The organism is Prolixibacter sp. NT017 (assembly GCF_009617875.1).
In the GTDB taxonomy this organism is placed as follows: Bacteria; Bacteroidota; Bacteroidia; order Bacteroidales; family Prolixibacteraceae; genus Prolixibacter.
In genome coordinates, this window is sequence record NZ_BLAV01000001.1 from 3,964,368 (window position 1) to 3,991,239 (window position 26,872).

A 26,872-nucleotide genomic window follows, 5' to 3' on the forward strand; every position below is an offset into this window, starting at 1 on the left:
ACATTTCAAAGCATAATTTATGACACAATTCAGACCGCCTTCATATAACGCAATTCCCCCGGTCGTGAAAAACCTCATCATGCTGAACGTGTTGATGTTGGTTGCCACCTGGGCGTTGAAAAGTTTCGGCATTGATCTGACCCAGAAGCTGGCTCTTTATTACCCGGCTTCGCCGCATTTCAGGCCCTACCAGTTTGTAACGCATATGTTTATGCATGGTGGATTTATGCACCTGTTCTTTAATATGTTCGCTTTATACATGTTCGGGCGGGTGCTGGAAATGGTTTGGGGACCGAAGCGTTTTCTTATTTTTTACTTCATTACCGGACTGGGCGCTGCCGCATTTTATACACTGGTTAACTACATCGAGATTTCATCGCTGAGGGATTCTGTCGCAGCGTTTATCAATACGCCTTCGCCCGAACTTCTCTCCACATTTGTGAAAGAACATTTGAAGCATGCGAGCCCCTGGGTATATGACCTGATCAACAACTGGATGGATAAACCCAATAATCCGGCGTATATTCAGCAAGGAACCGAACTGGTACAGCGCGTACTCGAAATGAAAATGAATATACCGGTGGTGGGTGCTTCGGGAGCCATTTTCGGGGTTTTGCTGGCCTTCGGAATGTTATTCCCCAACACCCAACTGATGTTATTATTTCCGCCGATTCCGATTAAAGCCAAGTATTTTGTGATTGGTTATGGCGTAATTGAGTTATTTTTAGGTGTACGGAATCCGGGAAGCGACGTGGCACATTTTGCGCATCTGGGTGGTATGATTTTTGGTTTTATTCTGATTAAGTTCTGGAACCGGAACTCCAACAGTTTTTATTGATTAGCGATGGGAATTTTAGAGGAAATAAAATTATCGTTTAAGAACGGCTCATATCTGACGCGGTTGATTTACCTGAACATTGGTGTTTGGGTCATCATCCGGCTCATTTATGTGATCCTTTTTCTTTCCGGAGCACAAGACACACCGGTGTTGAGTTGGCTTTCACTGCCTTCGTCATTCGACGTCTTTTTGACCCGTCCGTGGACGATTATTACCTATATGTTCCTCCATTTCCAGTTCTTTCATATTCTCTTTAATATTCTCTGGCTCTACTGGTTCGGACGTATTTTTCTTGAGTACCACGATCAGCGCAAACTACTTAGCCTCTATTTGATTGGTGGTGTTGCCGGTGGTTTGGTTTACATGCTTGCTTACAATTTCCTTCCCCCTTTCCAGGGAAAACCGTCTGAATTACTGGGCGCATCGGCAGCCGTTATTGCTATCGTGATAGCCATCTCGGTATATGTGCCCAACCATGTTATTCATTTGATGTTCATCGGGCCGGTAAAAATCAAATGGATTGCTGTCGTTTCCATCATCATGTACATTATCGGATTGGGCGGTAACAACGCCGGCGGCGATTTTGCCCACCTCGGCGGAGCACTGTGGGGCTGGCTTTATATGTCGCAGCTTGTAAAAGGTCGCAATGTTTCACGAGGGTTCGAGCGGGTTCTGGATAAATTCTTCACCTGGTTCAAACCACGAAAAAAGCTGCGGGTAGAACATCGCGGCGAAGCCGTCAATATCGACTACGAGTACAACAACAAAAAGAAAGAGCAACAGGAGTACATCAATCAAATACTGGAAAAAATCGGTAAATCGGGATACGACAGTCTGACCAAAGAAGAAAAGGAAACACTGTTCCGAATGGGAAATAAAAAATAACCAAAAGCTACCTTGAAGAGCTTTATCCTCAAAATAGCATTCTTTGTCAACATCTTTTTTGCCCTGGCATTAGGCATATCTTATCTATCGGTGCATATTCCGCCCGACAGATTTTGGTATCCGGCCTTTCTGGGAATGGCTTATCCGTACCTGCTCCTTGTCAACATCATTTTCATCTTCTTCTGGCTCTGGTTCAAACCACGCCGTATATGGCTTTCCCTTCTTGTCTTCATTCTTGGAATCAACCATTTCAACGATTATTATCAGCTTCTTCCTACAAAGGATTTTAAAGGAAACGGTTACAAGATACTCAGCTATAATGTCCATCACTTCACGTACGATCTGAGTAAGAAGAAGAGTAACTCACCGGAACTGGTGGAATTCTTAAAAAAAGAAGCACCGGATATTATCTGTTTACAGGAGACCCGCCTGCTGAAAAAAGGGAAATTGAGCCCTTCCTCTATCCGCGATCTCATTCCTTCCATTCATTATTACCAGTTGGCGCATACCACCACGTATGCCGGACCGCTTACATTTTCGCGTTACCCGATTGTCAACCTGGGAGAAATCCGTTTCAGGAAATCGTATAATATGGTGCTTTTCTCGGATATTGTCCTACCGGGAAATGACACGGTCCGGGTGTATAACTGTCACTTGCAGTCCAACCGTATTCTTCCGAATGAATATGGAGTTGTAGATTCGTTGACCATGGGGAACGACCCAAAACTGAAAGAAACGCGCCTGGTGTTAGCAAAACTGAAAAGAGCATTTGTTATCAGGGCTAACCAGGCACGGATTTTATCGGCTCACATTGCAAAATCTCCTTACCCGGTTATTGTTTGCGGGGATTTTAACGATACGCCCGTTTCTTATGCTTACCGGAAAGTGAGGGGCAATTTGAAAGATGCCTTTGTCGAATCGGGATTTGGAACCGGAAATTCGTATAACGGCCAGCTGCCTTCGTTCCGGATTGATTACATCCTGCACAGCAGCCTTTTTGAAGCGCATAACTTTAAACGCATAAAAGTTGGGTACTCCGATCACTACCCGGTTACGACAACTTTGACCATCCGGGATAATAATTCTGAATCAGAATAGCTTTTTTCGCTTGACCAGGTACGACCACAAAACGTCGTGAAAATCTTCGCGAATGTCTGCTTCAACCAAATCGATATTAAATTGTCCGCACCTTAGTTTTAGCTCGGTGAAAACCTTTTCCTGCTCTTCCTGGTACATTTTCCGGTATTCGGCCGGATTCATGTGAATACGCTCCCCCGTTTCAATATCAATAAAGCGATGAGGGCGATTGCTATAACCCAACTCTTTCTCCAGCTGGTGATCGGTCACGTGAAAAAGAATGACCTCGTGTTTGTTATAGCGCAAATGCTGCAATGCCTGAAAAAGATCATCGGGTGCAGAACCCGAAATCATATCACTGAAAATGACGACCAGCGAACGTTTGGGCATGCTCTCAGCCAACCGGTGTAACACATCGGCCGCCTGTGTCCCGCGATTTGTTTCCGGGGAACCGGTATGGATTAACTCCGCCAGCTTACCGTAAATCATATCGGAATGGACGGATGATAAACGCGCTTCGCTGTGAAAGTGCAAATCTTCGTCGAACATCGACAAGCCCACTGCGTCGCGCTGTCTTCGCATGAGGTAGGTTAGGGCAGCCGCGCTGTACACCGAAAAAGCCAACTTGCTTTTTAGCAGTTCTTTTCCTCTTCTCCGGTAGGGAAACAACATCGACGAACTGGTATCGACCACCAACTGGCAACGCAGGTTCGTCTCTTCTTCGTATTGCTTAACGAATAAACGCTCCGTCCGCGCATACAGCTTCCAATCGATGTGTTTGGTCGATTCGCCCGTATTGTATAACCGGTGCTCGGCAAACTCTACCGAGAAACCATGAAACGGACTCCGGTGCAAACCGGTAATGAATCCCTCCACAACTTCGCGGGCAATCAGTTCCAGATTATCGAACTGCTGAAAGGCTTCTATGTCGAACAGATTTTTCAACGGAAATGCAATAAAAAAAGGCATAAGAGAAAATCTTATGCCTTGTAAGTATACTCAATATTTTCTTACAAGAGAGCATCTAATTTCGAAGAAAGAATCGTCTTCGGTACTGCTCCAACCTGCTTATCTGCAACATCACCACCTTTAAAGAAAAGGATGGTAGGAATATTGCGAATACCAAATTTAGCCGCTGTTCCAGGATTGCTATCCACATCCATTTTGGTAACTACCACTTTCCCTTCATAATCATGGGCCAGCTCTTCCACCAGTGGACCAACCATACGGCACGGGCCACACCATTCAGCCCAGAAATCAACTAATACAGGTTTATCCGATTGCAATACAACCTCCTCGAAATTAGCATCAGTAACTTCAATTGCCATGTCAATATTTTTTATAGTTATTAGAATTTTCTTTGGAAAGCCCAAAGTTACAAATTAATTAATTGTAAACGCAATATCCGGATTATTTTGAAAATACTCCACCAACTCATCAGTCAGTTCGATGCGTTTGTTCCGGGAAAACATCTGAACCCGAAGATTGTTCTTGGCATCGAAAACGGCAAACTTCAAAAGAGTGCTGCCCTTATTTCCATTCAAACGCTCACCCAAATCTTTTAGGAATTCATTGGTTACTGTTTCAACCGGAATTTCGAGCATGACACTTTTTACCTGACCACGCAATTCACTCAGCAAATCAATTTTATTTACCTTGAATTCCCAGTCGTTGCTATCGCGCCACCTAGGCTGAACCTTTCCTTTCACCAACAGGAACAATCCCTGCCGGCAGTATTTCCCGAAATTAACGTAATCGTTGCCGAAGAAATATATCTTATGCGACTCGCTGTAATCCGTCAACGTCAGTGTTGAGAACGGCTTTCCGTTTTTCGAAATACCTTCATGCGCTTCGGTCACCATTCCGGCAAACGTTATATCGCGGTTGCGGTAAGCGTCGATGTTCTCTTTTAACTGGGCCAGGTTGACACCTTTCGTACAGAAACTTTCGATCTCCAGTTTATAATCGTCGAGCGGATGGGCCGACAGATAAATTCCGATTAAGTTCTTCTCCTTGTCAAGCAAAACAATACGCGGCCATTCAGGAACATTCGGAATGTCCGGTTTTTTGACCTCAACAGCGTTTGCTCCGCCGAATAACGAAGCCATCGCGTTCTGTTTTTCACTTTGCATGCGCCCACCATAGCGAACAAGCGACTCGATAAATGAAACGCCCTCGTTGTTTTCGGCAAAAAACTGGGCCCGCTTCATGTCACCGAAACTATCAAAAGCACCGGCCATCGCCAGCGACTCAATGTTCTTCTTATTAACCGTTTGCAAGTTCACACGTTCCACGAAATCGTATAGATCTTTGAATTCACCGTTTTCTTCGCGTTCGCGGATAATTTCATCGACGGCAGCATTTCCGACGCCTTTTATAGCAGCCATTCCGAAACGCAGGTCACCTTTCTTATTCACGAAGAATTTGGCCCGTGACTCGTTCACATCGGGTCCGAGAACCGGCAGCCCCATGTGGTTCGACTCGTCCATGAAAATGGAAATCTTATCAGAATTGGACAGGTTACGACTCAACACTGCGGCCATAAACTCGGCCGGGTAATGCGCTTTGAGATATCCTGTTTGATAGGCAATATAAGCGTAGCAAACCGAGTGCGACTTATTGAAAGCGTAAGATGCAAAAGCTTCCCAGTCCTTCCAGATTTTATCGATCAGTTTTTCCGGCTTTTGGCCTACCTCTTTACATCCCTCAACAAACTTTTCGTTGCTTAGACAGCCATCGTGGAACTTCACCTTCAGTTTGGCCATGAGGTCAAACTTCTTCTTACCCATGGCTTTTCGCAAGGTATCGGATTCACCCCGGGTAAACTGTCCCAACGCGCGCGACTGCAACATCACCTGCTCCTGGAAGACCGTAATTCCGTACGTGTCATTCAGGAAAGGTTCCATCATCGGATGATCGTATACAATTTCTTCATAACCATGTTTCCGGTTAACGAAATTGGGAATGTACTCCATCGGTCCCGGACGGTACAAGGCATTCATCGCCACCAGGTCTTCAAACCGGTTGGGCTTCAGTTTGCGCAGCCATTTTTTCATTCCGGGCGACTCGAACTGGAAAATGGCAGTCGTATCACCGCGACCGAACAATTCAAATGTTTCCTGGTCATCCGGCGGCAGCGCGTCGATATCGATATCAATTCCCCGGGAAAGTTTGATATTATCGAGACACTCTTTTATAATCGACAGTGTTTTCAGCCCGAGGAAGTCCATCTTCAGCAAGCCGATATCTTCCACGAACCGTCCGTCATACTGGGTGGTGAGCAACTCCTCTTCCTTGGTAGGCATTACCGGAAGGTGTTCATCCAACGGATTCTTCCCGATAAGGACACCACAGGCATGTACCCCCGTTTGCCGGACCGAACCTTCCAGCGTTTCTGCCAACCGGAGTGTTTTGGCAACCAGCAAGTTTTCTGATTGCTTTTCCATCTCCAGTTGCGGATTTTCCTTATAGGCCTTCTGCAATGTCATTTTCGGTGCTTCCGGTACCATCTTTGCCAACCGATCGGCTTCGGGCAACGGCAACTTCAACACCCGGGCCACATCCCGCAAGGCCAGCTTGGCCGCCATGGTTCCAAATGTACAGATGTGTGCCACCTTATCGTGACCATACTTCGCCGTCACCCAATCCAAAACGAGCTGGCGGCCGTCATCATCGAAGTCAATATCGATATCGGGCATCGACACACGGTCTGGATTCAGGAAACGCTCGAACAGCAAATCATACTTGATTGGGTCGACGTTGGTAATTCCGGTGCAGTATGCAACGGCAGAACCCGCTGCTGAACCACGTCCCGGGCCAACAATCACGCCCATTTCGCGGGCAGCGTTGATAAAGTCCTGAACAATCAGGAAGTATCCGGGGAACCCCATGGTTTTAATGGTCTCCAGCTCAAAGTCGATACGTTCCTTATTATCGCCGGAGAACGCTTCGCCATAACGCCATTCGGCTCCTTTGTAAACGAGGTGCTTGAGATAATCGGCTTCAAACTTCACCCTAATCACCTTGTCGTACCCCCCCATCCGGTCGTACGCTTCGCCAAATTCCTCTTTCAGTTCTTCTTCGCTGAAATTGGCCCTAAACTCTTCGAGCGTGCCAAAAGATTCAGGTATGGGGAATTCCGGCATAATCGGACTGGAGTCAAGCTCGAAAAACTCAACCTTATCGACAATTTCCTGCGTGTTGGCTAACGCTTCCGGAACATCGGAAAACAATTCGTTCATCTCAGCAGTGGTCTTAAACCACTCTTGCCGGGTGTAACGCATTCGGTTCGGATCATCAATGTCTTTTCCGGTATTCAGGCAAATCAACAAGTCGTGTGCTTCGGCATCTTCCTCGTTCGTAAAGTGCACATCATTGGCAGCTATGATTTTTACATTGTGCTTTTGGGCTAATCCCACCAGCACTTCGTTCACCATTACCTGCTTGTCGTACACATCCATTTTCATCCTTGGATCGTCGGTCCGATGCCGCTGAAGCTCCAGGTAATAGTCATCGCCGAATACACTTTTGTACCACTCGATGGCTTTTTCGGCTCCGGGAATATCACCACGCATAACCAGCTGTGGTATCTCTCCACCCAAACAAGCCGAAGAAACAATAATCCCTTCGTGGTACCTTTCCAGCATCGTCTTGTCGATACGTGGCTTATAGTACATTCCCCGCGTATTAGCTATCGATACCAGCTTCAGCAGGTTTCTGTAGCCTTTTTCATTCTTGGCTAACAAGATCAGGTGATTTCCCGAGCGATCCACCTTATCCGATTTGTCATCGAGGCTTCGGGCTGCTACATAAGTCTCACAACCTAAAATCGGCTTCACCCCATTTGCTTTACACGTGGCATGAAATTCTTTCATTCCGAACATCGAACCATGGTCAGTCAGCGCGACTGCCTTCATACCATCGTTCTTTGCTTTTGTAACTAAATCGGGAACACTCGCAGCTCCATCCAATATGGAATACTGACTGTGGACGTGCAAATGGGTAAATGGGATCATACGGTAATTTTTATTATTCCTCTGCTCAATACGTTCTCCTTCCGGAAGAGGTTTCCGGCTTCTTGTTTTTTCACGACTAAAGATAGAAAATTGCTACCCGCCGATGAATTTTACTTTTCAACACCTTTTCAAAAATATGGTTTAACCGGGCCGCAAAATTATATCAACAATTCTACTTTGGAAAAAGCAACGCATAAAAAAAGGGAGAACCCACCGGCCTCCCTTCATATATCCTGTTAAACAATTATTAGTTAATCGTAATTTCCCTGTCGGTGGTCGAAATGGTTTGAATACTCGTATAGGCCGATGTTTCAAATTTCAGGGCAATAACTTCGAATTTCAGTGTACCCGGTACATAGCCCGATAAATAAGATGTCGGGATACTTAACTCAACGGTATCCTGTCCTGCTCCCCCTGCAAAAGGTGCAATATTATATACCTGCGTATCACCGCTAAAAACCTTTACCTGGTAACCATCGGCATTGGCCACTTTATCCCACTTCAGATGTACACTGCTTGCATCTGCCTGATATTCGGCTATGGTAATATGCGGAGGATAGAGGAACTCACTTGTCAAATCATTGGTTTCCGTGGCCGTCATCCCATCGCTGAAATTAACCGAAAAGGTGTAAGTTCCCGGAACCGGAACGGTCGAAGTCATTTCCGAATCGGGAGTTTGCAGGTAGTAAGAATAACCACTGCCATCATAACTGTCAAGCGGAACCGTCTGCCCGTCGGGTGTCTGCACCTCAACACTGGCTGCCGATGCCAGGGTTATCGCAGAATAGACAATCCCGTGGACGGTATCGTTATTGTATACTTTTGTCTGTGAGAATACATCTACTGTAGTTGTATAATCCGGCTTGGACTTTTTATTACACGATGCTAATCCCATCAGTATCAATCCAACACTTAATAACACATGCAATCTTTTCATAAATATGTATTTGATTTTACTATTGTACTATTGAATAAGATGATGTTCGGGAGAAAACGTTGCAATAAAATTACGTTTTTTATCAGAAATTCTCTCAAAACGTTCGTCGAACCTCGATTGATATTTGTTCTCTCCTAATCATTTGAAAACCACAGAACGGGTATTTCAGAATTAAAATATTGTTGTAACTTTGCCGAGCATTTAAAATTTTCAAATACTAATTGTAATTTCTTATGCCAGTAAAGATTCGTTTAGCAAGGCATGGTCGTAAGAGACATGCTTACTACCACATTGTGGTAGCAAATAGCAGGGCGCCACGGGATGGTCGATACATCGAAAGGATTGGTTCTTACAATCCGAACACAAATCCTGCTACAGTAGAGCTTGATTTTGACAAAGCTCTTGACTGGCTACAAAAAGGCGCCCAACCAACCGATACTGCTCGTGCGATTCTTTCGTACCGCGGTGTACTGATGAAGAAACACCTGTTGGATGGTGTGAAAAAGGGTGCTTTCGACGAAGCAGAAGCTGAAAAACGTTTTGAAGCATGGATGAAGGAAAAAGAAGCCAAAATCCAGGCTAAAGTTGATCGGTTAGCTGCTGAATCTGACGAAGCATACAAAACAAGGCTGGAAGCTGAAGCTAAAGTTAGCGAAGCCCGCGCTGCAGAGATTGCCAAGCGCAACGCAGAAATGGCTGCCGAAGCTGAAGCCGCCAACGCTGAAGAAGCTGCAGAGGAAGCATCGGAAGAAGCAGAAGCTGCTCCGGAAGAGCCTGCCGCTGATGACAGCGCCGAAGAGAAAACCGAAGAATAAGGTTTTCATTTCTTTGCTCCGACTTCGACGTTGGGAAAAAGAAATACAAAGCGAGGGTCTTTTAGGCCGTCGCTTTTTTTATGTAACTTATCCGGACATCTAACGACTTTTAATAAATGATGAGGGCTATCGTTAAAGAAGATTGTACATCGATTGGTTATTTACAGAAAACACACGGATTGGATGGTAGCTTTACCATGCATTTCGAGGAACAATTCGACCTGACCCTGGAAGAAGCGGAATATCTTTTCCTGGAAATCGACGGAGGATTGGTTCCTTTCTTTATCAGTGAAGATGGCTTTCGTTATCGTGGTAACGACAGCGCCATCATCCATTTCGACGAAATTGCTTCGCAGGAACAGGCACGTGAATTTACCGGATGTGCTGTTTTTGTATTTACCGATGAAATTATTGAACCCGAAGAGGAAGCTTCTCCTTCCATGCTGATGGGTTACGAAGTAATCGATCAGAAACATGGCTTGTTGGGAAAAGTTGTACACGTCGACGATTATTCCGGAAACCTGGTTATTACGGTTATTTTCCGTGAAAACGAAGTATTAATTCCGCTCTCTGATGATGTGCTGACCGAAATGGATGAAGCCAGCCGTCAGCTCAAATTGATTTGCCCGGAAGGTTTGATTGAGCTTTACCTGGAATAATTTTTTCGGAAGAAGTGCAACTTTAGGCCAACTTACGCGTCAATACTTATATAACCAAAAAAGAAAGATCCAATGACAGCAAAGATTTTTTCGCTTATGGTTGTTCTGGCTTTCGCCTGGAACATAAGTGCCAAAGCCCAGGAAACTGATAAACGTACACTCCCGCCATTTACAGAAATTTCTCTAAGAGTAAGCGGCGATGTTCATCTCATGCAGGGTGATAACCAGTCGGTGGAAATAAAAGCCAAGGCTTCCACCATCAATAAACTCATAACCGAAGTAAAAGATCGCAAACTGGTGATTCGATTCAGTACCACTGACTCTTGGTTCAAAAGCTGGAATCCCGGTAAAATAGATATTTACATTACGATTCCCCAAATCGATGCACTCTCGGTTTCCGGTTCTGGTTCAATTCTATCGGATGATGAAATTACTTCGCGTATTCTGGATTTAGTGGTCAGCGGTAGCGGCGATATCAAACTGACAGATTTAAGCGCTGAAAAAGTATCGGCCGCTGTTTCCGGTTCTGGCGATATTTACCTGGAAGGCAGCGATACATCCGATTCATTCGAAGCAGCTATCTCCGGTTCAGGCGACATCAAAGCATCCGAACTGAAGGCAAAGAATGTGGATGTGAAAATTTCCGGCTCGGGCGATTGCGATGTGTATGCTACCGACCAACTCAAGGTGAGAGTGATTGGTTCCGGAACTGTCCGTTACGATGGAAATCCGCAGATCGATTCTAACGTTAGCGGTTCCGGTGGATTCAAGAAAGGACGTTAATAAAACCACTACAATACCGAAAGAAAAGAGGCTGTCTCAAACGAGGCGGCCTTTGTTTTTTCCCGGAATCACCACTTGTTCTTTTATAACATACGGACCTCGTTTAAAACAGGTCCGTATATTTTTGCAATGAGGTCCCGATCTTTTTCCAACGAGATCGGGACTTTGTTGAAAGAAGGTCCCGATCTGATTGAAAGAGGGTCCTTATCTTTTTTAAAAAAGTCCGGACTTTATTTAAAAAAATACCGACCGCCTAAAATTACGTCTCTATATCCTCTCAAAAACATTAAAACCTTTCGGTGAAAATGCTTCAGTGTTCCGGCTTATATGTCCTGTTTTTCCCACTCAATCAATATTCTATTTTCGAAGAATCTGAACTTCTCCGCCGACTCCCAGCTTGATGACACTGGAAGGAGAAGAGGGCATCCGCTCATCCTGCCGGTACTGCACAACGTAATCAACTCCTTCTATTATCTCCGGAGCCACCTCATCGAAGAATGCCGGCGACGGCTCGCCACTGATATTTGCCGAGGTTGAGACAAGCGGCTTGTGGAAGCGCTGAATCAGTTGCTGTGTAAATGGCTCCTCTGTTATTCGGATGCCAATGCTTCCGTCTTCGGCAATCAGATTCTTCGCCAGATTTTTGGCTCCCGGATATACAATCGTCAACGGTTTGTCCGCTACGTCAATCAAATCCCAGGCAACTTCCGGCACTTCCTCAATGTACGAATTCAGCAAATTGGGATTTTCCATCAGCACCAACATACTTCTGGAACTTTCCCGTTTTTTCAACTCGCTAACCCGGGCAACCGCTTCAGCGTTGGTCGCATCGCAACCGATTCCCCAGATGGTATCGGTGGGGTAAAGAATGATGCCACCTTTTTTCAATACCTCGAGGGCCTGCCGGATATCTTCCCGAAAATCAGATTCCATGTAATGTCCTATTTTCAATATTAAACCGAAACTCCATACTCACGGAGTGCGTCATTGAGCGATGTTTTCAAATCGGTAGATGGCTTGCGTTTACCGATGATCAGTGCACAGGGAACTCCATATTCCCCGGCAGGGAATTTTTTCATCCGGGTACCCGGAATAACTACCGAATTTGCCGGAATGTAACCTTTATATTCCACTTCCTCCTCACCGGTTACGTCGTAAATTTTGGTTGATTTAGTCAGCACCACGTTCGCTCCGAGTACCGCTCCTTCTTCCACTCGAACACCTTCGACCACAATACAACGCGAACCGACGAAGCAATTGTCCTCGATGATAACAGGAGTAGCACCTACCGGCTCCAACACGCCGCCGATGCCTACACCTCCGGAAAGATGGACATTCGAACCAATCTGCGCGCAACTACCTACCGTGGCCCAGGTATCGACCATCGTGTTCTCGCCTACCCAAGCACCAATATTCACGTATGATGGCATCAGGATCGCTCCTTTCGACAGGAATGAACCATAACGGGCTACCGCATGAGGAACCACGCGAACGCCGAGTTCCTTGTAATTTTTCTTGGTGGCAATTTTATCATGAAACTCCAGCGAACCCACTTCGATGGTTTCCATCCCCTGAATCGGGAAATAGAGAATCACCGCTTTTTTCACCCACTGGTTGACAACCCACTCGTCACCATTTTTCTCGGCAACCCGCACCTTGCCCTTGTCGAGCATCTCAATTACCTCACGGATGCAGTTTTGCGTATCTTCTTTCTGCAGCAAAGAGCGATCTTCCCAGGCTGCTTCAATCGTTTCGATGTACTTATCCCACATAATATTCGTTTTAAATCACAAAAATACATATTCCGGTTCCGGAAAAAAACCAACCTCCCTGCCTATTTGATTTCGGCAACTTTCAAATCGTAACCAACGTTTTGTATCTTGCCTGCATCTATTGGTTAATGTCCAATTTGAAATAACACGTTCCCTTCGCAGTAGGAAAGCAGGATTGGGAAGCTATCAGGAAGCAATTATGCACAAGGCAAGATTTATATATCATACTGAAAATCCATACATCCGAACGTTGCAACGACTCGTTTTGTTCTTTGCATTATTACTCATTTCGGTATCACAAGTCAAGGCGCAAGTCTACTTTCCGGAAGACATGAAACAGGTGTCCGGTAAACTGATTGATGCAGAATCGGGAGACATTGTTCCTTATGCCCATATTATCAATCAGCGTGTGCATGGAGGAACGATTTCCGATAAGAACGGTATTTTCTCCCTTCAGGCCGATCCGTCCGATACCCTTACGGTGAACGCCATGGGTTTTAAAACCATGAAAATCATCGTGGCCGATTATCTCAAGAAAAACAAACAGGTGGTCATTTATAAAATGAATCCTATCAGGTACCTCGTCGGCGAAGTGGAAGTAACCGGTAAAAACCAGAAACTGGACTTGTACGGTGTTCCCCAGGGAAACAAATCGAAAGTGCCGATAGAATTGCGCAGTGATGATTTTAACAAGAAGCCCCATTGGACTTCTGCGATTTTTTCGCCACTCTCTTTTCTTCACTATAAGCTGAATAAACGCGAAAAGAGCAAGCGAAAAGCCATGGCGGCCATTATTACCGAGCAGCAGTGGGATAAATTCAAGCTGGTTTACAACCGCGACATCGTGCACAACATTACCGGTCTAGAGGGAGATACGCTTGACGATTTCATGGTTTACTGCAATGTTAACATGAACTTGTATTATAGTGCCACCAGCCTGGAAGTAGACCAACGCATCCGGGAACTGTTCAAGCAATTCAAGACCGAAAAAATGTCCAACGATTCCATTAGCAATTAATTTGAGAGAGTAGCGGTAATGTCGTTTTGAGAACCGGAATGGATTCCTATTTTTATTGAAAAATCCGTTCAGCTATGATTCTTCCAACTTTTGAGGACATAAAAGAAGCGCACGAGCGCATTCAGCCATACATTCACCGCACGCCAGTTCTCACTAGCGAGAGTGTTAATCGCTTGCTGGGGGCAGAACTGTTTTTCAAATGTGAAAACTTCCAGAAAGTAGGTGCCTTCAAATTTCGCGGTGCCTGCAATGCTGTTTTTTCCCTTACGGAAGAAGAAGCATCAAAAGGCGTTGGAACGCATTCATCAGGGAACCACGCGGCAGCGGTGGCTCTGGCATCACGCTTACGTGGAATCAAAGCGCGGATTGTCATGCCGGTCACTGCTCCCGACATCAAGAAAAAAGCGGTGGCGGGCTACGGAGCCGAAATTACTTACTGCGCTCCCACCCTTGAAGCACGGGAAACAACCCTCCAGAAGCTCATTGACGAACATGGCATTACTGAAATTCATCCGTACAATAACTTCCGGGTGATTTCAGGACAGGGAACAGCTGCCAAAGAGTTAATTGAAGATGTAGAGGAGTTGGATATCATTATGACGCCGGTGGGTGGTGGCGGATTGTTATCCGGAACTGCACTTTCCGCGAAAGCTTTATTGCCCGGTTGCCGTGTTGTTGCAGCTGAGCCGGCCGGTGCCGACGATGCTTACCGCTCATTTCGTGCGGGACACATCATTCCCTCGACCAATCCAAACACTATTGCTGATGGACTTCTGACGTCACTGGGCGAGATGAATTTCGCTATTATTCAGCAATCCGTCGACGACATTGTCACGGTCTCGGAAGAAGCCATCGTGGAAGCCATGCGCATGATTTGGGAACGGATGAAGATTATCATCGAACCCTCTTCCGCCGTTCCGGTAGCAGCCTTGCTGGAAAAGAAAATTCAACCTGACGGACAAAAAATTGGTATCATCCTTTCGGGAGGCAATGTCGATTTAGGCAAACTTCCTTTTTAGTAATAAATCTTCAGGTTACGGGGTTGCTCCTTGTTGAAATGCAGGCCGGCACGCTTGGTAAAGCAATCGAGGTACTTTGCCCCACAGCCAAAAATATCGCCAAACTCGATGATGATGGAGATTTCATGGGCGCCACCACCAAAGCCGGCCAGGTCAGAAGTTTGGATATCGTAACTGTAGCCAAATCGGAATGAGCCGGTCACCAGTGCTGCACTTAACACAATGGCATCGTTATCGAGATAGTGTGTTCCCAGATTTTCGTTCTTAAAAACCGGAATTCCCCGCCACCAGGCACCGAACTCCAATGAACGGCTATACCAATAAGCACCAAAATCAAGCTGATTAAAATTGTGTTGGCGCTCATAGCGATAGCAAAATGCAGCCCTCCGTGGTTCTTCAATACGACTGACTCGTTCCCTCCAGACATTCATTCCTCCAAATACCACCATCTTCATCGGCGTCCTGGCCTGATCATCCAAAAAGGAATAGCTGGGTTGCATCATATGTTCCACCGTTGTTCCTATCCAGTATTTTCTTGAATAGAGGAAAAGTGAAGTATTAAAGTCGAGGTAATTTGCCTTGGTCGCAGCTAAATAAGCATCGCCACTCGACTGTCCTCCATTTACCAATCCATCAGGAAAAATCAGTTTATTCCTGTTCAAACTCATCTGTCCTAACGTGAATTGGAGTCCCGGAATGAACTGTAGATTTTCTCCTAACTGAATCCGATATGAATATTGCAAGCCAAGGTAGGTCGTATTATAATCAGCAGATCCAGCCTGATCGGTTACCATAATAGCTCCAAAACCACTCCGGTATTTATTTACATACATGTCGGCTGAAACGGCATACGAGTGGTATGCCTGTTTGATACCCGGCCATTGGTTTCGATAATTGCTGACTAAACGCACTCCACCTGTCGAGCCCGCCAGTGACGGACTCATAAAAGTAGGCGCTGCATAGAATTGGGAAAAGTGCGGATCCTGTGCATAAGATTTTGTTCCAAGCAGAAACACCTGCAGTAGCAATATGAATACAATGCGTTTTATCATCCCTGGCATACCATATACTACTGCAATAACGTAACATCCCCCGCTTTAATTATTTGCGATCCATCTTTAAATGTACATTTTATACGCCAGATGTAAACTCCGGGAGAAGCAAGCTCTCCGTTGTAGTATCCATCCCAGCCAATATCGATATCATTAGACAGGAACATCAGGTTACCCCAACGATTAAAAATCTGCATCTGGTACTGTTCTATATCTCCCTTTGCAACAACAGGATAGAACACATGATTATATCGATCACCCGGAGTGTACTTACCTCCGTTTGGACCATCTTTACTTGGCATAAAGGCATTGGGTACCGAAACCTTTGCGTCACTATAAGTCTCAACTCCCTGTGATACCGTAAACGTGTCGACACAACCGAATTTAGAAGTAGCAATCAAGGTAACCGGGAATACTCCCTCTTTCTGATATTCATGCTCCGGTTCGTACACCGTCGATGTATCACCATCACCAAAATCCCATAAATAGTTGTCGGCATTCTCCGAGAAGTTGGAAAAACTTACTTTCTCTCCCGGGATTTTCACCCTGCTTGGATACAAGTTAAAATAGGCTCTTACTGCAGGATAAACAACAATCTGCTTCTCTGATTCGGCAACATCGCCAACCTGATTAAATACCTGCAGGTGCACATTATAAGTACCTTCAGCAAAGAATGTATGATCGGGAGTTTTTTGCGTCGAGTAGTTTCCATCTCCAAAGTCCCAGACATACCGGAAACCATTTTCCGATCGGTTTCTAAATTGCACGCGCAGCGGTGGACATCCTGCTGTATCAGGTTCAAACACTGCTGATGGTGGTCCAGCCAATACTGTTACGCGCTGAACAACTTTTTGCGAACAGAAATCGCTGCTGGCGGTAAGCGTAATATCATAGTTTCCTGGCTCTTCAAAATCGTGAGATGTTACATCACCTTCTACTTCTTCGGTCATATCCCCAAAGTTCCAGACATAATCCCAGGGACCTCCTGGCGTTTCGTTTGTTATTTGAACCGTTTTATCCGGGAAGGTCTGCACCTGTGGATCGACAGAGAAAGCCGTTTGTGGAGTCGGGTGTACAAGTATCGATTTACTAATGGTATCAGTACAACCATTCACCGAAGTTGCCACCAACTGCACCATGAATACGGAATCTTTCGATGTCGTATTCACGAAAGTATGTCTTGGCTGGAATTCACTTGAATAACTAGCATCTGCGAAATCCCAGTAATACGTTGCACCACCCGTCGACAAATTCGAGAAACTTACAGTTACCGGGCTACAACCTTCATTTTTACCCGGCTGGAAGTCGGCTGCAACCATCGGGTGTACCTCGATGTCGGCGGTATATGAAGATTTACAACCAATCTCATTTTCCACCTGAAGTGTTAATGGATATGATACGGTTGTCTGTCCGCTATTAAGATAGTCGTGTGTGAAGTTTTCTTCATCATCTGTCGAAGTTGTACCATCACCGAATTTCCAGAGATAATTTTCAGCACCAACCGACTGATTGGTTATTTCCAACGTATAAGGGGCACAACCTCCCAATGAATTGACGCTAAAACTTGCTACTGGTGTCGGATATACCCGGATATCCATCCTGGCGGTATCAGAACAGCCATACCTCGACATAGAAATCAGCATCACATGGAAGATGGTATCTTCCTGCGAACTATTAACAAACGTGTGACTTGGGTTGGTAGAACGGTATACGCCTGAACCGTCGCCAAAGTACCACTCATAAGAGTAAGCGCCTTCCGACAAATTCTTAAAATCCAGTGTCAATGGCGAACAACCGACAGTATCGGCAGAGAATGCTGCCTTCACAAATGGATTTACCTGAACGCTTTCATATGCATCATCCGAACAACCAAAGTTATTGGAAGCTTTTACCCAGATGTGGTAGCTCTGAACCATTGGATTCGCATTCACATAGGTGTGGTTAACCAATGTATCTGAAGTAGTGGAGGTTGTTCCATCGCCAAAGTCCCACGCGTAGCTGTCTGCTCCGGTTGTATGGTTCGAGAACATCGCATCAAACGGCGTACAACCCTCAACATCAATCGCCGAAATATCTGCGTTAGGTGTTGGATGCACTGTAATGTCTTTCATGGTCGAATCCACACATCCGTAGGGTGAATAGGCCAGAAGTTTTACATTATATATTGTATCTGCCAGAGAAGAATTATCAAAGAGGTGATACGGGCTGGTAAAGTTTTCTACCGCCGAACCATCATCAAAATCCCATTGATAAGCAGTAGCACCACTGGACTCATTGTTAAACCTGATTCCCAAAGGAGCACAACCGATCGAGTCACTGCTAAAAGCTGCGTTGAGCTCGGGCAATACCTCGATGCGTGTTGCCATTGAGTCCACACATCCGGTGGCACTTTCAACAAGCACCCGCAACGAGTAACTGATTGCCTGACTGGTCGTATTGTGATAGGTATGATTTACGATGGCGCCCTCTGCTATGTTTTCCTCAGTTCCATCGCCGTACTTAACGGTGTAGGTAACACCACCAACTGATTGGTTTTCCAACTGAATATCCAACGGACCGCAACCGGTCGTCTTGTCAACAGTGAAATCAGCATGCGGCGAAGCGAGAACCGCAACATCCTGGTAAGTGGAATCCTCACATCCGTAGAATGATTTGGCCACCAGTTTTACGGTATAGATGGTATCATTGGTCGTTGACATATTCACAAATGTATGTGAAGGATTATATGCCGTTGAAATTGGTGTGCCATCACCATAATCCCAAACAAACTGTTGTGCACCGGTTGTCAGGTTCTGGAGAGTAGTAAACAGTGGTGAACATCCAATTGTATCGAGTACCATGGCAGTCTTCACTTCCGGAAGAACAGTTATTTTCCGAATAACCGAGTCGCGGCAACCATTCAGCGTTTCCACTACAAGCTTCAGGTCGTAGTATACCGGCGTTACACCTGTGTTCTCATAGGTATGGGTAGCCGATTCGCCGGCTGATTTGTATTCATCGGTACCATCACCGTAAACCCAGTGGAAGGTATATCCCAAATACGAATTATTGGTAACGTTCACAGTAAAAGGCGCACAACCTTCAGCAGAGGAAACGGTGATATCCGCAACGGGCGATGGAGATACTGTTATGTTTTGCGAAGTCGTATCGGAACAGCCATAATTATTATAAGCTACTAACTGTACCGTATTGATTGAATCATTTGGAGTTGTGTTTTCAAAAACCCGGACCGGATTCTCTGTATAATCAGTGCTTCCATCATCAAAACGCCACTCATAACTGAAAGCTCCTTGTGATGTGTTCTGGAACCGGACAGGCAGCGGAGAACAGCCTTGAGTATCACTAACGAAATCAGCTGTAACCGTCGGATAGAGATGAATATTTTTAACAATAGAATCAGTACATCCGAAAGGATTATCTCCCTTAATAACCATTTTATAGAACTGCTCAGCCGCATGTGAAGCGGTATAGGTATGAGTAGCATAACCTCCACTGTTAATAGTCTCAGTTACTCCGTCACCATATTTCACGGTATAGGCCTGACCGGACAATGACAGATTATCCACACGCACCGTCAATGGCGCACAACCCACGGTATCACTCACACTTACTTTAATTTCCGGAGCAGGGTGAACCGTTACAGCCTGTTGCAATGTGTCCGCGCAACCATTCACCGACGTAGCAATCTGTCTTACATTGAAAACCTGATCGAGCAGATTGCTGGTATTCACAAATACATGCTGCGGATTGGCAGAGGTAGCATTACTCCCGTCGCCAAAGTCCCAATCGAGATATGATTCAGCCAAAGCAGTATTGGTAAACTGAACGCTCAACGGTGAACAGCCTACGGTCGGATTCATATTAAAACCAGCCGTCACCTGCGGATAAACGACAAAGACGTGCTCACTGATTGATTCGCAACCGTATGGCGAAGTGGCTGTCACCTTCATTCGCCGACTTATTGATTGCAACGTGGTATTCGCATAGGTATGAGTAATATTCGTAGGAGCGGTTGTTACCTGCAAAGGAGAACCATCACCCCAGTCCCAGGTCATGGTAGTTCCCGGAGTCGAATTATCCGTAATCTCGACATTAAAAGGAGCACATCCGTTAGTTGCTGAATAGGTCAGATCGATATTCGGAGTTCCGTAAACTGTGATATTTTCCGTCAGACTATCTTTACAACCGCCTGCTGTGTAGGCCACCATCTTAACGGTGTAAACCGTATCCCTGTCTGTCAGGTTATAGAAGGTGTGACTTGGATTCATTTGTGAAGATGGTGAACTGCCATCACCAAAATCCCACAAATAATAATATGCTCCCACAGAATTATTCTCAAACTGAACATTCAACGGGGCACAACCATCTGTCGCAGATGTAAAAGCAGCCTGCACTCCCGGCGTTGCCAGTACATTGTCATTCGCTGTACTTGTACAGCCATTTGCGCTGGTAACAGTCAAAGTCACCTGATAACTTTCCGGATATGTTGTTCCATTCACGTAAGTGTGGGATACTGTTGCTGAAGCGTCGTTTGAGGTACTTCCATCTCCAAAGTCCCAATCGTATGTAGCTGCTCCTGTCGAATTGTTCTCAAATACGGCATCGAATGGAGAACACCCCGAAACAATCGGCGTATTAAAACTGGCTTGTGGATTCGCATAAACTGTAACTGTATGTGACACAGAATCAGTTCTTCCGTAAGGCGTAGTTCCTATTAACCACACAGTATACGTTTGGTCGGTTGTTCCGTTATTTTCAAACGTATGCTTGGGATTGGTCAGGTGCACTTCGGGTGTACCGTCTCCAAACTTCCAGGTGTAAGAAGTTGCGTAAGTTGAACTATTTCTAAACTGAACTACAACCGGACTACAATCAGCCGTATCAGGATCGAAGGCAATGATTGGCGGACTATCCGTATCCAATATCTGCGTAACAGCATCGGTACAACCAGAGGCTGAGGTTGCTGTCAAAGTAATATTATAGCTCGTCGTGGCATTCGGTGAGACAAAATCGTGTGTAGCAGTCGTCCAGCCGCTTCCCAGCGTTACTGTGTTGCCATCCCCGTAATCCAGAACATAACTAATTGCACCAGCAGACATATTGGTAAAGTCTACTGTAGTAGTACTGCCAGAAACATTGGTTACCGCCATCGAAAAGTTGGCTTGCGGACTTCCCAGTACAGTTACATTTTTTGTGATTGTATCGGAACAACCGTAGTAGGACTTGGAAACCAACTGAACAGGGTTCACCGCATCCACTCCTGGTGCAGTTTCATAACGATGCGATGGATCCGCTGTGTAGTTTATCCCCGAACCATCTCCGAAATCCCATTCGAACTGCTGCGCATTTGTTGACAAGTTCCTGAACTGTACGTCAAGAATGGAACATCCGGTTGTATCCGGTGCAAAATCTGCAGTTACTTTGGGAAGTACCCTAATCGACACCGTAAGAGAATCACTACAGCCCAGCGAATTAACTGCCTTCAACTTCAGGTTGTAAGTAACCGGTGTCGTTGTATTGTTCGTATATAAATGTGATATATTACCCAAACTGTTGGTTGTTTGCGTTGCTCCATCACCAAAATCCCAGTAATAAGTGGTCGCTCCTGTCGATGCGTTTGTTCCTTCGAAAGTAAACGGCGAACATCCCGTATAATTTGGAGCATTCAGATCGGCAACCGGTGCCGGAGCTACCAGGAATGCCTGGTGCGCCGTGTCCGAACAACCATACAATGAAGTAGCTGCCAACGAAACATTATATATTGTATCGCTGAGACCATAATTGTTAAATATCCTAACAGGATCTTTCACATATTCTTTTGATCCTCCGTCACCGAAATCCCATTCATACGAGAATGCACCAGTTGATGTATTGGTAAAGTCAACCACAAACGGAGCACACCCAGCTGTATCCGCGGTAAACGAAGCAGTAACATTCGGGTAAACCACAATACTCTTCACCACAGAATCCTGGCAACCAAATGAGTTGGTCGATTTTACCACCAGGTTATAGGTCTGCGGCGATGTCCCTGTGTTAAGATATTGGTGCGTTAGATCGGTGGTCGTTGTCAATGTTTCTGTCGTTCCATCTCCGTAGTCCACTTCATACGAAACACCATCCGGCGAAGTATTGTGTAATGTCGTATTCAACGGGGTACAGCCAGTTGTATCGCTAATATTAAAGTACACTTTGTCAACTGGATATACATGCATGGTAGCGTAAGCGGTATCGAGACATCCGCCTGATGAGCGGGCAACCTGCATGACAGTAAACTGACTTTCTGCATTACCGGTGGCGTTGTAAATATGCTGCGGATTGAAATTGGTATCATCAACTGTCCCATCCCCAAAATCCCAGTGCATCGTGTAAGCACCGGTGGCTGTATTGATGAAGTCAGCCACCAATGGAGAACAACCAACGGTATCGACAGAAAAACCTGCGGTTACACCTGGCAACACCTGAATTGGGTAACTCACTGAGTCACGGCATCCTTCTGCTGACTCAACTACAAGTTTCAGGTTATATACTACCGGAGTTAAATTCGGATTCGTATACGTGACACTGTAGTTGGCTGCATAACCCGTTGTATCTTTTCTGCCATCACCATAGTCCCAATAGAAATAGTCACCATTCAGTGAATTGTTCTGAATATTAACAACTAACGGATCGCATCCATAGTTGTCTGACAATGTGATATCCGCTTTCACTTCCGGCTTTACGAGCATCTGGTGAGTTGTCGAGTCCTTACAACCATAGAAGGAAGAGCTGTTCAATTTAACAGTATAAACTGCATCTGCTCCCGTTGAATTCGTATACGTATGGGATGCCAGGTATTTATTGCTTGGATTCACCGTTCCGTCACCAAAGTCCCAGGTATAGGTGTAAGCTCCCGGATCGGCTACCATTATTACATTGGCAGGTGAACAGACTGTATCCGGTAAGATACTGAAATCGAAATGTTGCGTCGGGTAAACCGTTACTTCCCTCATCAGACTATTAATACAACCATACGTATTGGTTGCAATCAAGCGTACCCGGAAATACCTAATGTATGTAGAATCGTTGATGAAATCATGTGTCGTGTTAAAATCAGTACTCGTCTGACCATCGTCAAAATCCCATAAATACTTGATGGCTCCGGTAGTTTTGTTTGTAAAGGTTGCCGTAACCGGACTACATCCCGGCAGGTAATCCATATCAAAGCTGGTCACCGGAATCGGATGTACCAGAATGTTCTGAAAAGCTGTATCTGAACAACTACTACTGTTCGTTGCAATCAAACGGACTCTGAAAGAAGCATTTGTATCCGTTCCATTCGAAAAAGTATGTGATGGATCTGTGTCCAAACTGCTCATACCATCGTCGAAAGTCCACAGATACTGATCGGCATGTTGAGATTGGTTTGTAAAATCAACAGCCAACGGATTACAACCCACTGTATCGGAAGCAGAGAACGCAGCTACTGCACGCTGATACACGGTTACCGTATTGTCGACGGTATCGATACAACCAAATGAAGATTCACCCGTAAGCCGAACCACGAATGTCGTGTCATTTCCGGTAGGACTGGTAAAAGTATGGGACGGACTTTGCAGACTACTGTTGGCTGATCCATCTCCGAAGTCCCAGTTCCACCAGGTCGCTCCCGGATTTGCATTTACAAATCCGAATGTTGATGGATTACAGCCTTCAAAGTGCACAGGCGAACCGACTAGGAAATCAGGCTTTACTGTAATTTCCTGTTGTGTTGCCGTTTCACAAGTTCCATTCTGAATGGTCAGCGTAATAACAAAATTCATCAATCCTGACGAAGTGTTGTGGTACGTATGTGTCACAGGATCGGCCGTATAAACCGTATCACGCGTTCCATCACCATAATCCCAGATATAAGTGGATCCACCGATTGTTCCTCCGTCGGACATTTGCAATGTGTATGGTGAACAGCCAGATGTATCAGGTACTGAGATGACCGGATCTGGATAAGCGACAAAGTCAATCGTCACATCATCATATGACGAACAACCGTTTCCATTGTCGTCTGTCCAACGGAAGACATAGCTTCCCTGCTGACTAACATCAACGAGCGTATTATTTCTGTCTGAAAATTCGAAAGTTGCAGTTCCGGGACCTGAAACCTGGGTCCAGAATCCATTACCCAGTGCCGCACTTCCTGAAAGGTTATATTGCAATCCGCATACAGAATCATCGGGTCCGGCATTTGGTGTAGGAATCTGAATGAAATTAACAATAGCTGTATCGACTGCTTCACAGGTTTTATTTACAACGGTCCATCCAAATTCGTATGACCCGTATGCAGAAACCGTTACTCCGGCTGCCGGGTCTGAGGTATTGGTAAAAGTTGATGTACCCGGACCTGAAATCTGTACCCAATGAGCTGGATAAATCGGAGATTGATTGGCGCGCAGATCTGCTACCAATCCACAGGTATCCTGATCCGCTCCGGCGTTAGATGTGGGCATCTCTAAAATCTTTACCACTGTTGACGCATTATCGCTGCAACCCGCATCATCCGAAACGGAGTAATCAAGATGGTAGATTCCCGGAGTTCCAGCTATAAAATTCGGATTTTGCACATTGGGATCATCCAGATAGCCAGCATCAGGTCCTGTCCACGAATGATTTACATAATTCCCCGAACCACCGGTTATGGTTGGAACCATTTGCAACGGTTCGCCGGTACATCCAAATACCGTATCCGGAAGTGTGACATTGAGGTCGGCTACATCTAAATGAAAATCAACCGTGTCCGCACACACTTTCGTGCTAACAATGTAACGAACACTGAAGAGTCCCGGGTCGGTCCCGTCGAAATGAACAATCGGACCATTCGGATTACTCTCCTGCAGGTATTTTGTATCTCCACTCCAATCGTGCTTCAATCCACTGATCAATGTATTCGGATTTCCGTTCAGTTCAACAGTTGAGCCCAAACACATATTGATTGGATCGCCAAGCGTACTGTGTGCACCCAGGTTCGGGAAAACAATGATATTCAAATAACTGGTGTCCCGACATCCATACTGAGATTCGGTAACCAAACGGACCGTAACTGTATCGTTTTCACCGGTAACGTTATCAAACAGCCACATCGGATTAGTCTGAGTAGCATCGGTTACGCCATCCTCATTAAAATCCCAATAGCGCTTATGTGTACTTACTGAACCGCTTCCACCTCCAACGGCCCAAAATTTGATTTTCTGCGGAGCACAAATGGTACTATCCGAAGCTGCAATACCTATTTGTTGTGTGTCGTGGACAAGAACCTGCTTGCTTTGAGTTGAGATACATCCATTATTATTCACACCATTCAATGTGATGGTAAAAGTCTCATCACCGTTACCGACTGTATAAATGTTACTTACAGTTTCATTGGTCGTTGTATTGTAGGTCGTTCCGTCTCCAAAGTTCCATTCATAATTATCAGTATTGGTCGAGTTATTGGTCATATAAACTACCAAAGGTTCACATCCTTCCGTATCCGACAACGAGAAATTCAAATTGGGTGACTGCTTTACCGTGATATAGGTAGTATCAATTCCCTCACAACCGCCATTATTGACTTCAGTATAAATAATCTGGTTGTTTCCGATATTGGCTTTAGAAGGATCAAAAAGTCCTGTGTTACTCACTCCTGGGCCCGACCAGGTACCCGCTCCTGTTACATTTCGACCTGTTACAACCAGGTTGAAGGGAGCATCAGCACTACAAACCGGACTTACGGGTGTGATTTTGGGCCAGGGTTTATCGATAATTATAATTCGGGCAGTACCTGAAACCGGAGCATTATCAGGATATGGATTACAGAAGTTCCAGTTGTCAAGGCGAATCTCAAACACCTTTCCAACATCCGTCGAATCTGTTTTTGGTACATAAATGGACCAACTGCGGTTTTTCGGATCGTATGGTCCATCAGCAATATAACCGTAATGAGTGGTGTCTCCGGCAACCATACCATTTCCGATATGTATAATAGAGCCATCAGGTCTGTTCAGCTCAATTCCTGGAATACGGTTAGCCGGATCGTCGATACCATAGGTAAATTGTGTGATCCGATCCTGATAGTTTGGCTTGTCAACAGCGGGAGCGGTACAGTTCCATGTACTCTGATCATGAAACATAATGGTTGTATCCTCACCTACACAAACCTGTACCTCATAAGGATAAATACTTATGTTACCGCCATTGGAATCGTCCTTGTCCCAGACCGTAACAATCTGCGGCACCTTAGAGTCGGTACAACGAACTCCATCAACAATTAATGTTGAACTGGCATTGTAGGTACAACTGCCATTTACCTGGGAAGGATAGTTGTGGTTGTCGGTTGCACTAATGACCGGGAAAGGACCTGATTTATCAATTGTTGCATTGACTAAATCAACCGTTCCATCTCCCCAGTCGAATTCGACCTGGAAAGAAGAGGCGCCACTAATACTAAAAAGCGTGTATTGAGCATCGAAGGAGTAAACATCAACCGGCGCGCAAATTCCGTCAACTTTAATATTACTACCCTTCTGGAAAATCAGATCACAAACCTGAGCGTTTGCGCTGTTTCGTCCGAAAAGCACCAACGATATAAGCAGTAAAAAAAAGGTGTACTTGCCCTTGTGAGATTTAATTTGTCTCGCTCCCATTAATTTTGCCCCGACTTTAATTACTCCTTTTGAACTAATTGCTCCTACTGCTTCTAAACGAAGTAATGACTTTGCCTATCGCAAACCGTACCAGACAAAGTTGTCACCCGGCATCTTTCAGCGGACTGCGACCGGCAAAGTCAACATCACTTCGAATGCTCCATTTTTCTTCTTTCTCAATGTGAGATTCAGAAGATTACTTGTAGGAGTGAATTCTGCTCCTATCCTCATTATCCTGGTTGCCTGGCGGAAAAATAAGGGCTCTATGCCTTAATCATCCCCTCAATAAAATTTGCTTTAATTCGGGGAATCCGGTTTTTCATGTCAGCTGTTTAAATAATTAACATGAA

The 26,872-nt window shown here is 45.3% G+C and carries 16 protein-coding genes; 8 read left to right on the forward strand and 8 right to left on the reverse strand.

Annotation, left to right across the window (positions count from 1 at the left end; genetic code table 11):
• The first annotated feature begins 19 nt into the window (after positions 1-19).
• The 3 genes from GJU87_RS16590 to GJU87_RS16600 are packed head-to-tail and all read left to right on the forward strand — an operon-like array spanning position 20 to position 2,821.
• Positions 20-838: a rhomboid family intramembrane serine protease gene (locus GJU87_RS16590; RefSeq protein WP_153640509.1), complete on the forward strand. Its 819-nt coding sequence runs from the start codon at positions 20-22 to the stop codon at positions 836-838.
• Between the two features lie 6 nt (positions 839-844).
• Positions 845-1,723, forward strand: a complete 879-nt coding sequence (locus GJU87_RS16595; protein ID WP_153640510.1) for a rhomboid family intramembrane serine protease — start codon at positions 845-847, stop codon at positions 1,721-1,723.
• Positions 1,724-1,735: 12 nt separating this feature from the next.
• Entirely contained in the window at positions 1,736-2,821 is a 1,086-nt protein-coding gene (locus GJU87_RS16600; RefSeq protein WP_153640511.1) for an endonuclease/exonuclease/phosphatase family protein, read from the forward strand.
• On the opposite strand, the gene GJU87_RS16605 is transcribed toward GJU87_RS16600, so the two are convergent.
• The 4 genes from GJU87_RS16605 to GJU87_RS16620 all read right to left on the reverse strand — a co-directional run bounded on the left by GJU87_RS16605 (position 2,813) and on the right by GJU87_RS16620 (position 8,752).
• The gene (locus tag GJU87_RS16605; protein WP_153640512.1) at positions 2,813-3,769 is read right to left on the reverse strand and encodes a DUF58 domain-containing protein; all 957 of its coding nucleotides are present in this window, start codon (positions 3,767-3,769) and stop codon (positions 2,813-2,815) included. The two genes, GJU87_RS16600 and GJU87_RS16605, sit on opposite strands and share 9 nt — an antisense overlap.
• Positions 3,770-3,810: 41 nt before the next feature.
• On the reverse strand, positions 3,811-4,128 hold the full coding sequence (gene trxA / locus GJU87_RS16610; protein WP_153632900.1) for a thioredoxin: 318 nt from the start codon (positions 4,126-4,128) through the stop codon (positions 3,811-3,813).
• Between the two features lie 54 nt (positions 4,129-4,182).
• Positions 4,183-7,815 (reverse strand): DNA polymerase III subunit alpha, encoded by a 3,633-nt coding sequence (dnaE, locus tag GJU87_RS16615; RefSeq protein ID WP_153640513.1) that lies wholly within the window; start codon positions 7,813-7,815, stop codon positions 4,183-4,185.
• Positions 7,816-8,062: 247 nt separating this feature from the next.
• The gene (locus tag GJU87_RS16620; protein ID WP_153640514.1) at positions 8,063-8,752 is read right to left on the reverse strand and encodes a hypothetical protein; all 690 of its coding nucleotides are present in this window, start codon (positions 8,750-8,752) and stop codon (positions 8,063-8,065) included.
• A 233-nt stretch (positions 8,753-8,985) separates the two neighbouring features.
• Here GJU87_RS16620 and GJU87_RS16625 point away from each other — a divergent pair, with 233 nt between their 5' ends.
• From GJU87_RS16625 to GJU87_RS16635, 3 genes are all read left to right on the forward strand, one after another.
• Entirely contained in the window at positions 8,986-9,567 is a 582-nt protein-coding gene (locus GJU87_RS16625) for a 30S ribosomal protein S16 (RefSeq protein ID WP_106540622.1), read from the forward strand.
• Positions 9,568-9,683: 116 nt separating this feature from the next.
• Positions 9,684-10,226, forward strand: coding sequence for a ribosome maturation factor RimM (gene rimM, locus GJU87_RS16630; protein WP_153640515.1), 543 nt, complete (start codon positions 9,684-9,686; stop codon positions 10,224-10,226).
• A gap of 72 nt (positions 10,227-10,298) precedes the next feature.
• The gene (locus tag GJU87_RS16635) at positions 10,299-11,009 is read left to right on the forward strand and encodes a head GIN domain-containing protein (protein WP_153640516.1); all 711 of its coding nucleotides are present in this window, start codon (positions 10,299-10,301) and stop codon (positions 11,007-11,009) included.
• Between the two features lie 357 nt (positions 11,010-11,366).
• Here the strand turns inward: GJU87_RS16635 and GJU87_RS16640 are convergent, their stop codons facing one another.
• Both GJU87_RS16640 and GJU87_RS16645 read right to left on the reverse strand, forming a co-directional pair.
• Positions 11,367-11,942, reverse strand: a complete 576-nt coding sequence (locus GJU87_RS16640) for an L-threonylcarbamoyladenylate synthase (protein ID WP_153640517.1) — start codon at positions 11,940-11,942, stop codon at positions 11,367-11,369.
• Between the two features lie 20 nt (positions 11,943-11,962).
• Positions 11,963-12,781 carry a 2,3,4,5-tetrahydropyridine-2,6-dicarboxylate N-succinyltransferase gene (locus tag GJU87_RS16645; protein WP_153640518.1) on the reverse strand — a complete coding sequence of 273 codons (819 nt, stop codon included), beginning with the start codon at positions 12,779-12,781 and terminating at the stop codon, positions 11,963-11,965.
• Positions 12,782-12,980: 199 nt separating this feature from the next.
• On the opposite strand from GJU87_RS16645, the gene GJU87_RS16650 reads away from it, so the two are divergent.
• Positions 12,981-13,799, forward strand: a complete 819-nt coding sequence (locus GJU87_RS16650) for a carboxypeptidase-like regulatory domain-containing protein (protein ID WP_153640519.1) — start codon at positions 12,981-12,983, stop codon at positions 13,797-13,799.
• A gap of 74 nt (positions 13,800-13,873) precedes the next feature.
• Complete coding sequence (locus GJU87_RS16655; RefSeq protein WP_153640520.1) at positions 13,874-14,818, forward strand: pyridoxal-phosphate dependent enzyme; 945 nt, start codon at positions 13,874-13,876, stop codon at positions 14,816-14,818.
• On the opposite strand, the gene GJU87_RS16660 is transcribed toward GJU87_RS16655, so the two are convergent.
• Positions 14,815-15,879 (reverse strand): PorP/SprF family type IX secretion system membrane protein, encoded by a 1,065-nt coding sequence (locus GJU87_RS16660; RefSeq protein WP_106540629.1) that lies wholly within the window; start codon positions 15,877-15,879, stop codon positions 14,815-14,817. The two genes, GJU87_RS16655 and GJU87_RS16660, sit on opposite strands and share 4 nt — an antisense overlap.
• Before the next feature lie 8 nt (positions 15,880-15,887).
• On the reverse strand, positions 15,888-26,522 hold the full coding sequence (locus GJU87_RS16665; protein WP_153640521.1) for a PKD domain-containing protein: 10,635 nt from the start codon (positions 26,520-26,522) through the stop codon (positions 15,888-15,890).
• Between the last annotated feature and the right edge of the window lie 350 nt (positions 26,523-26,872).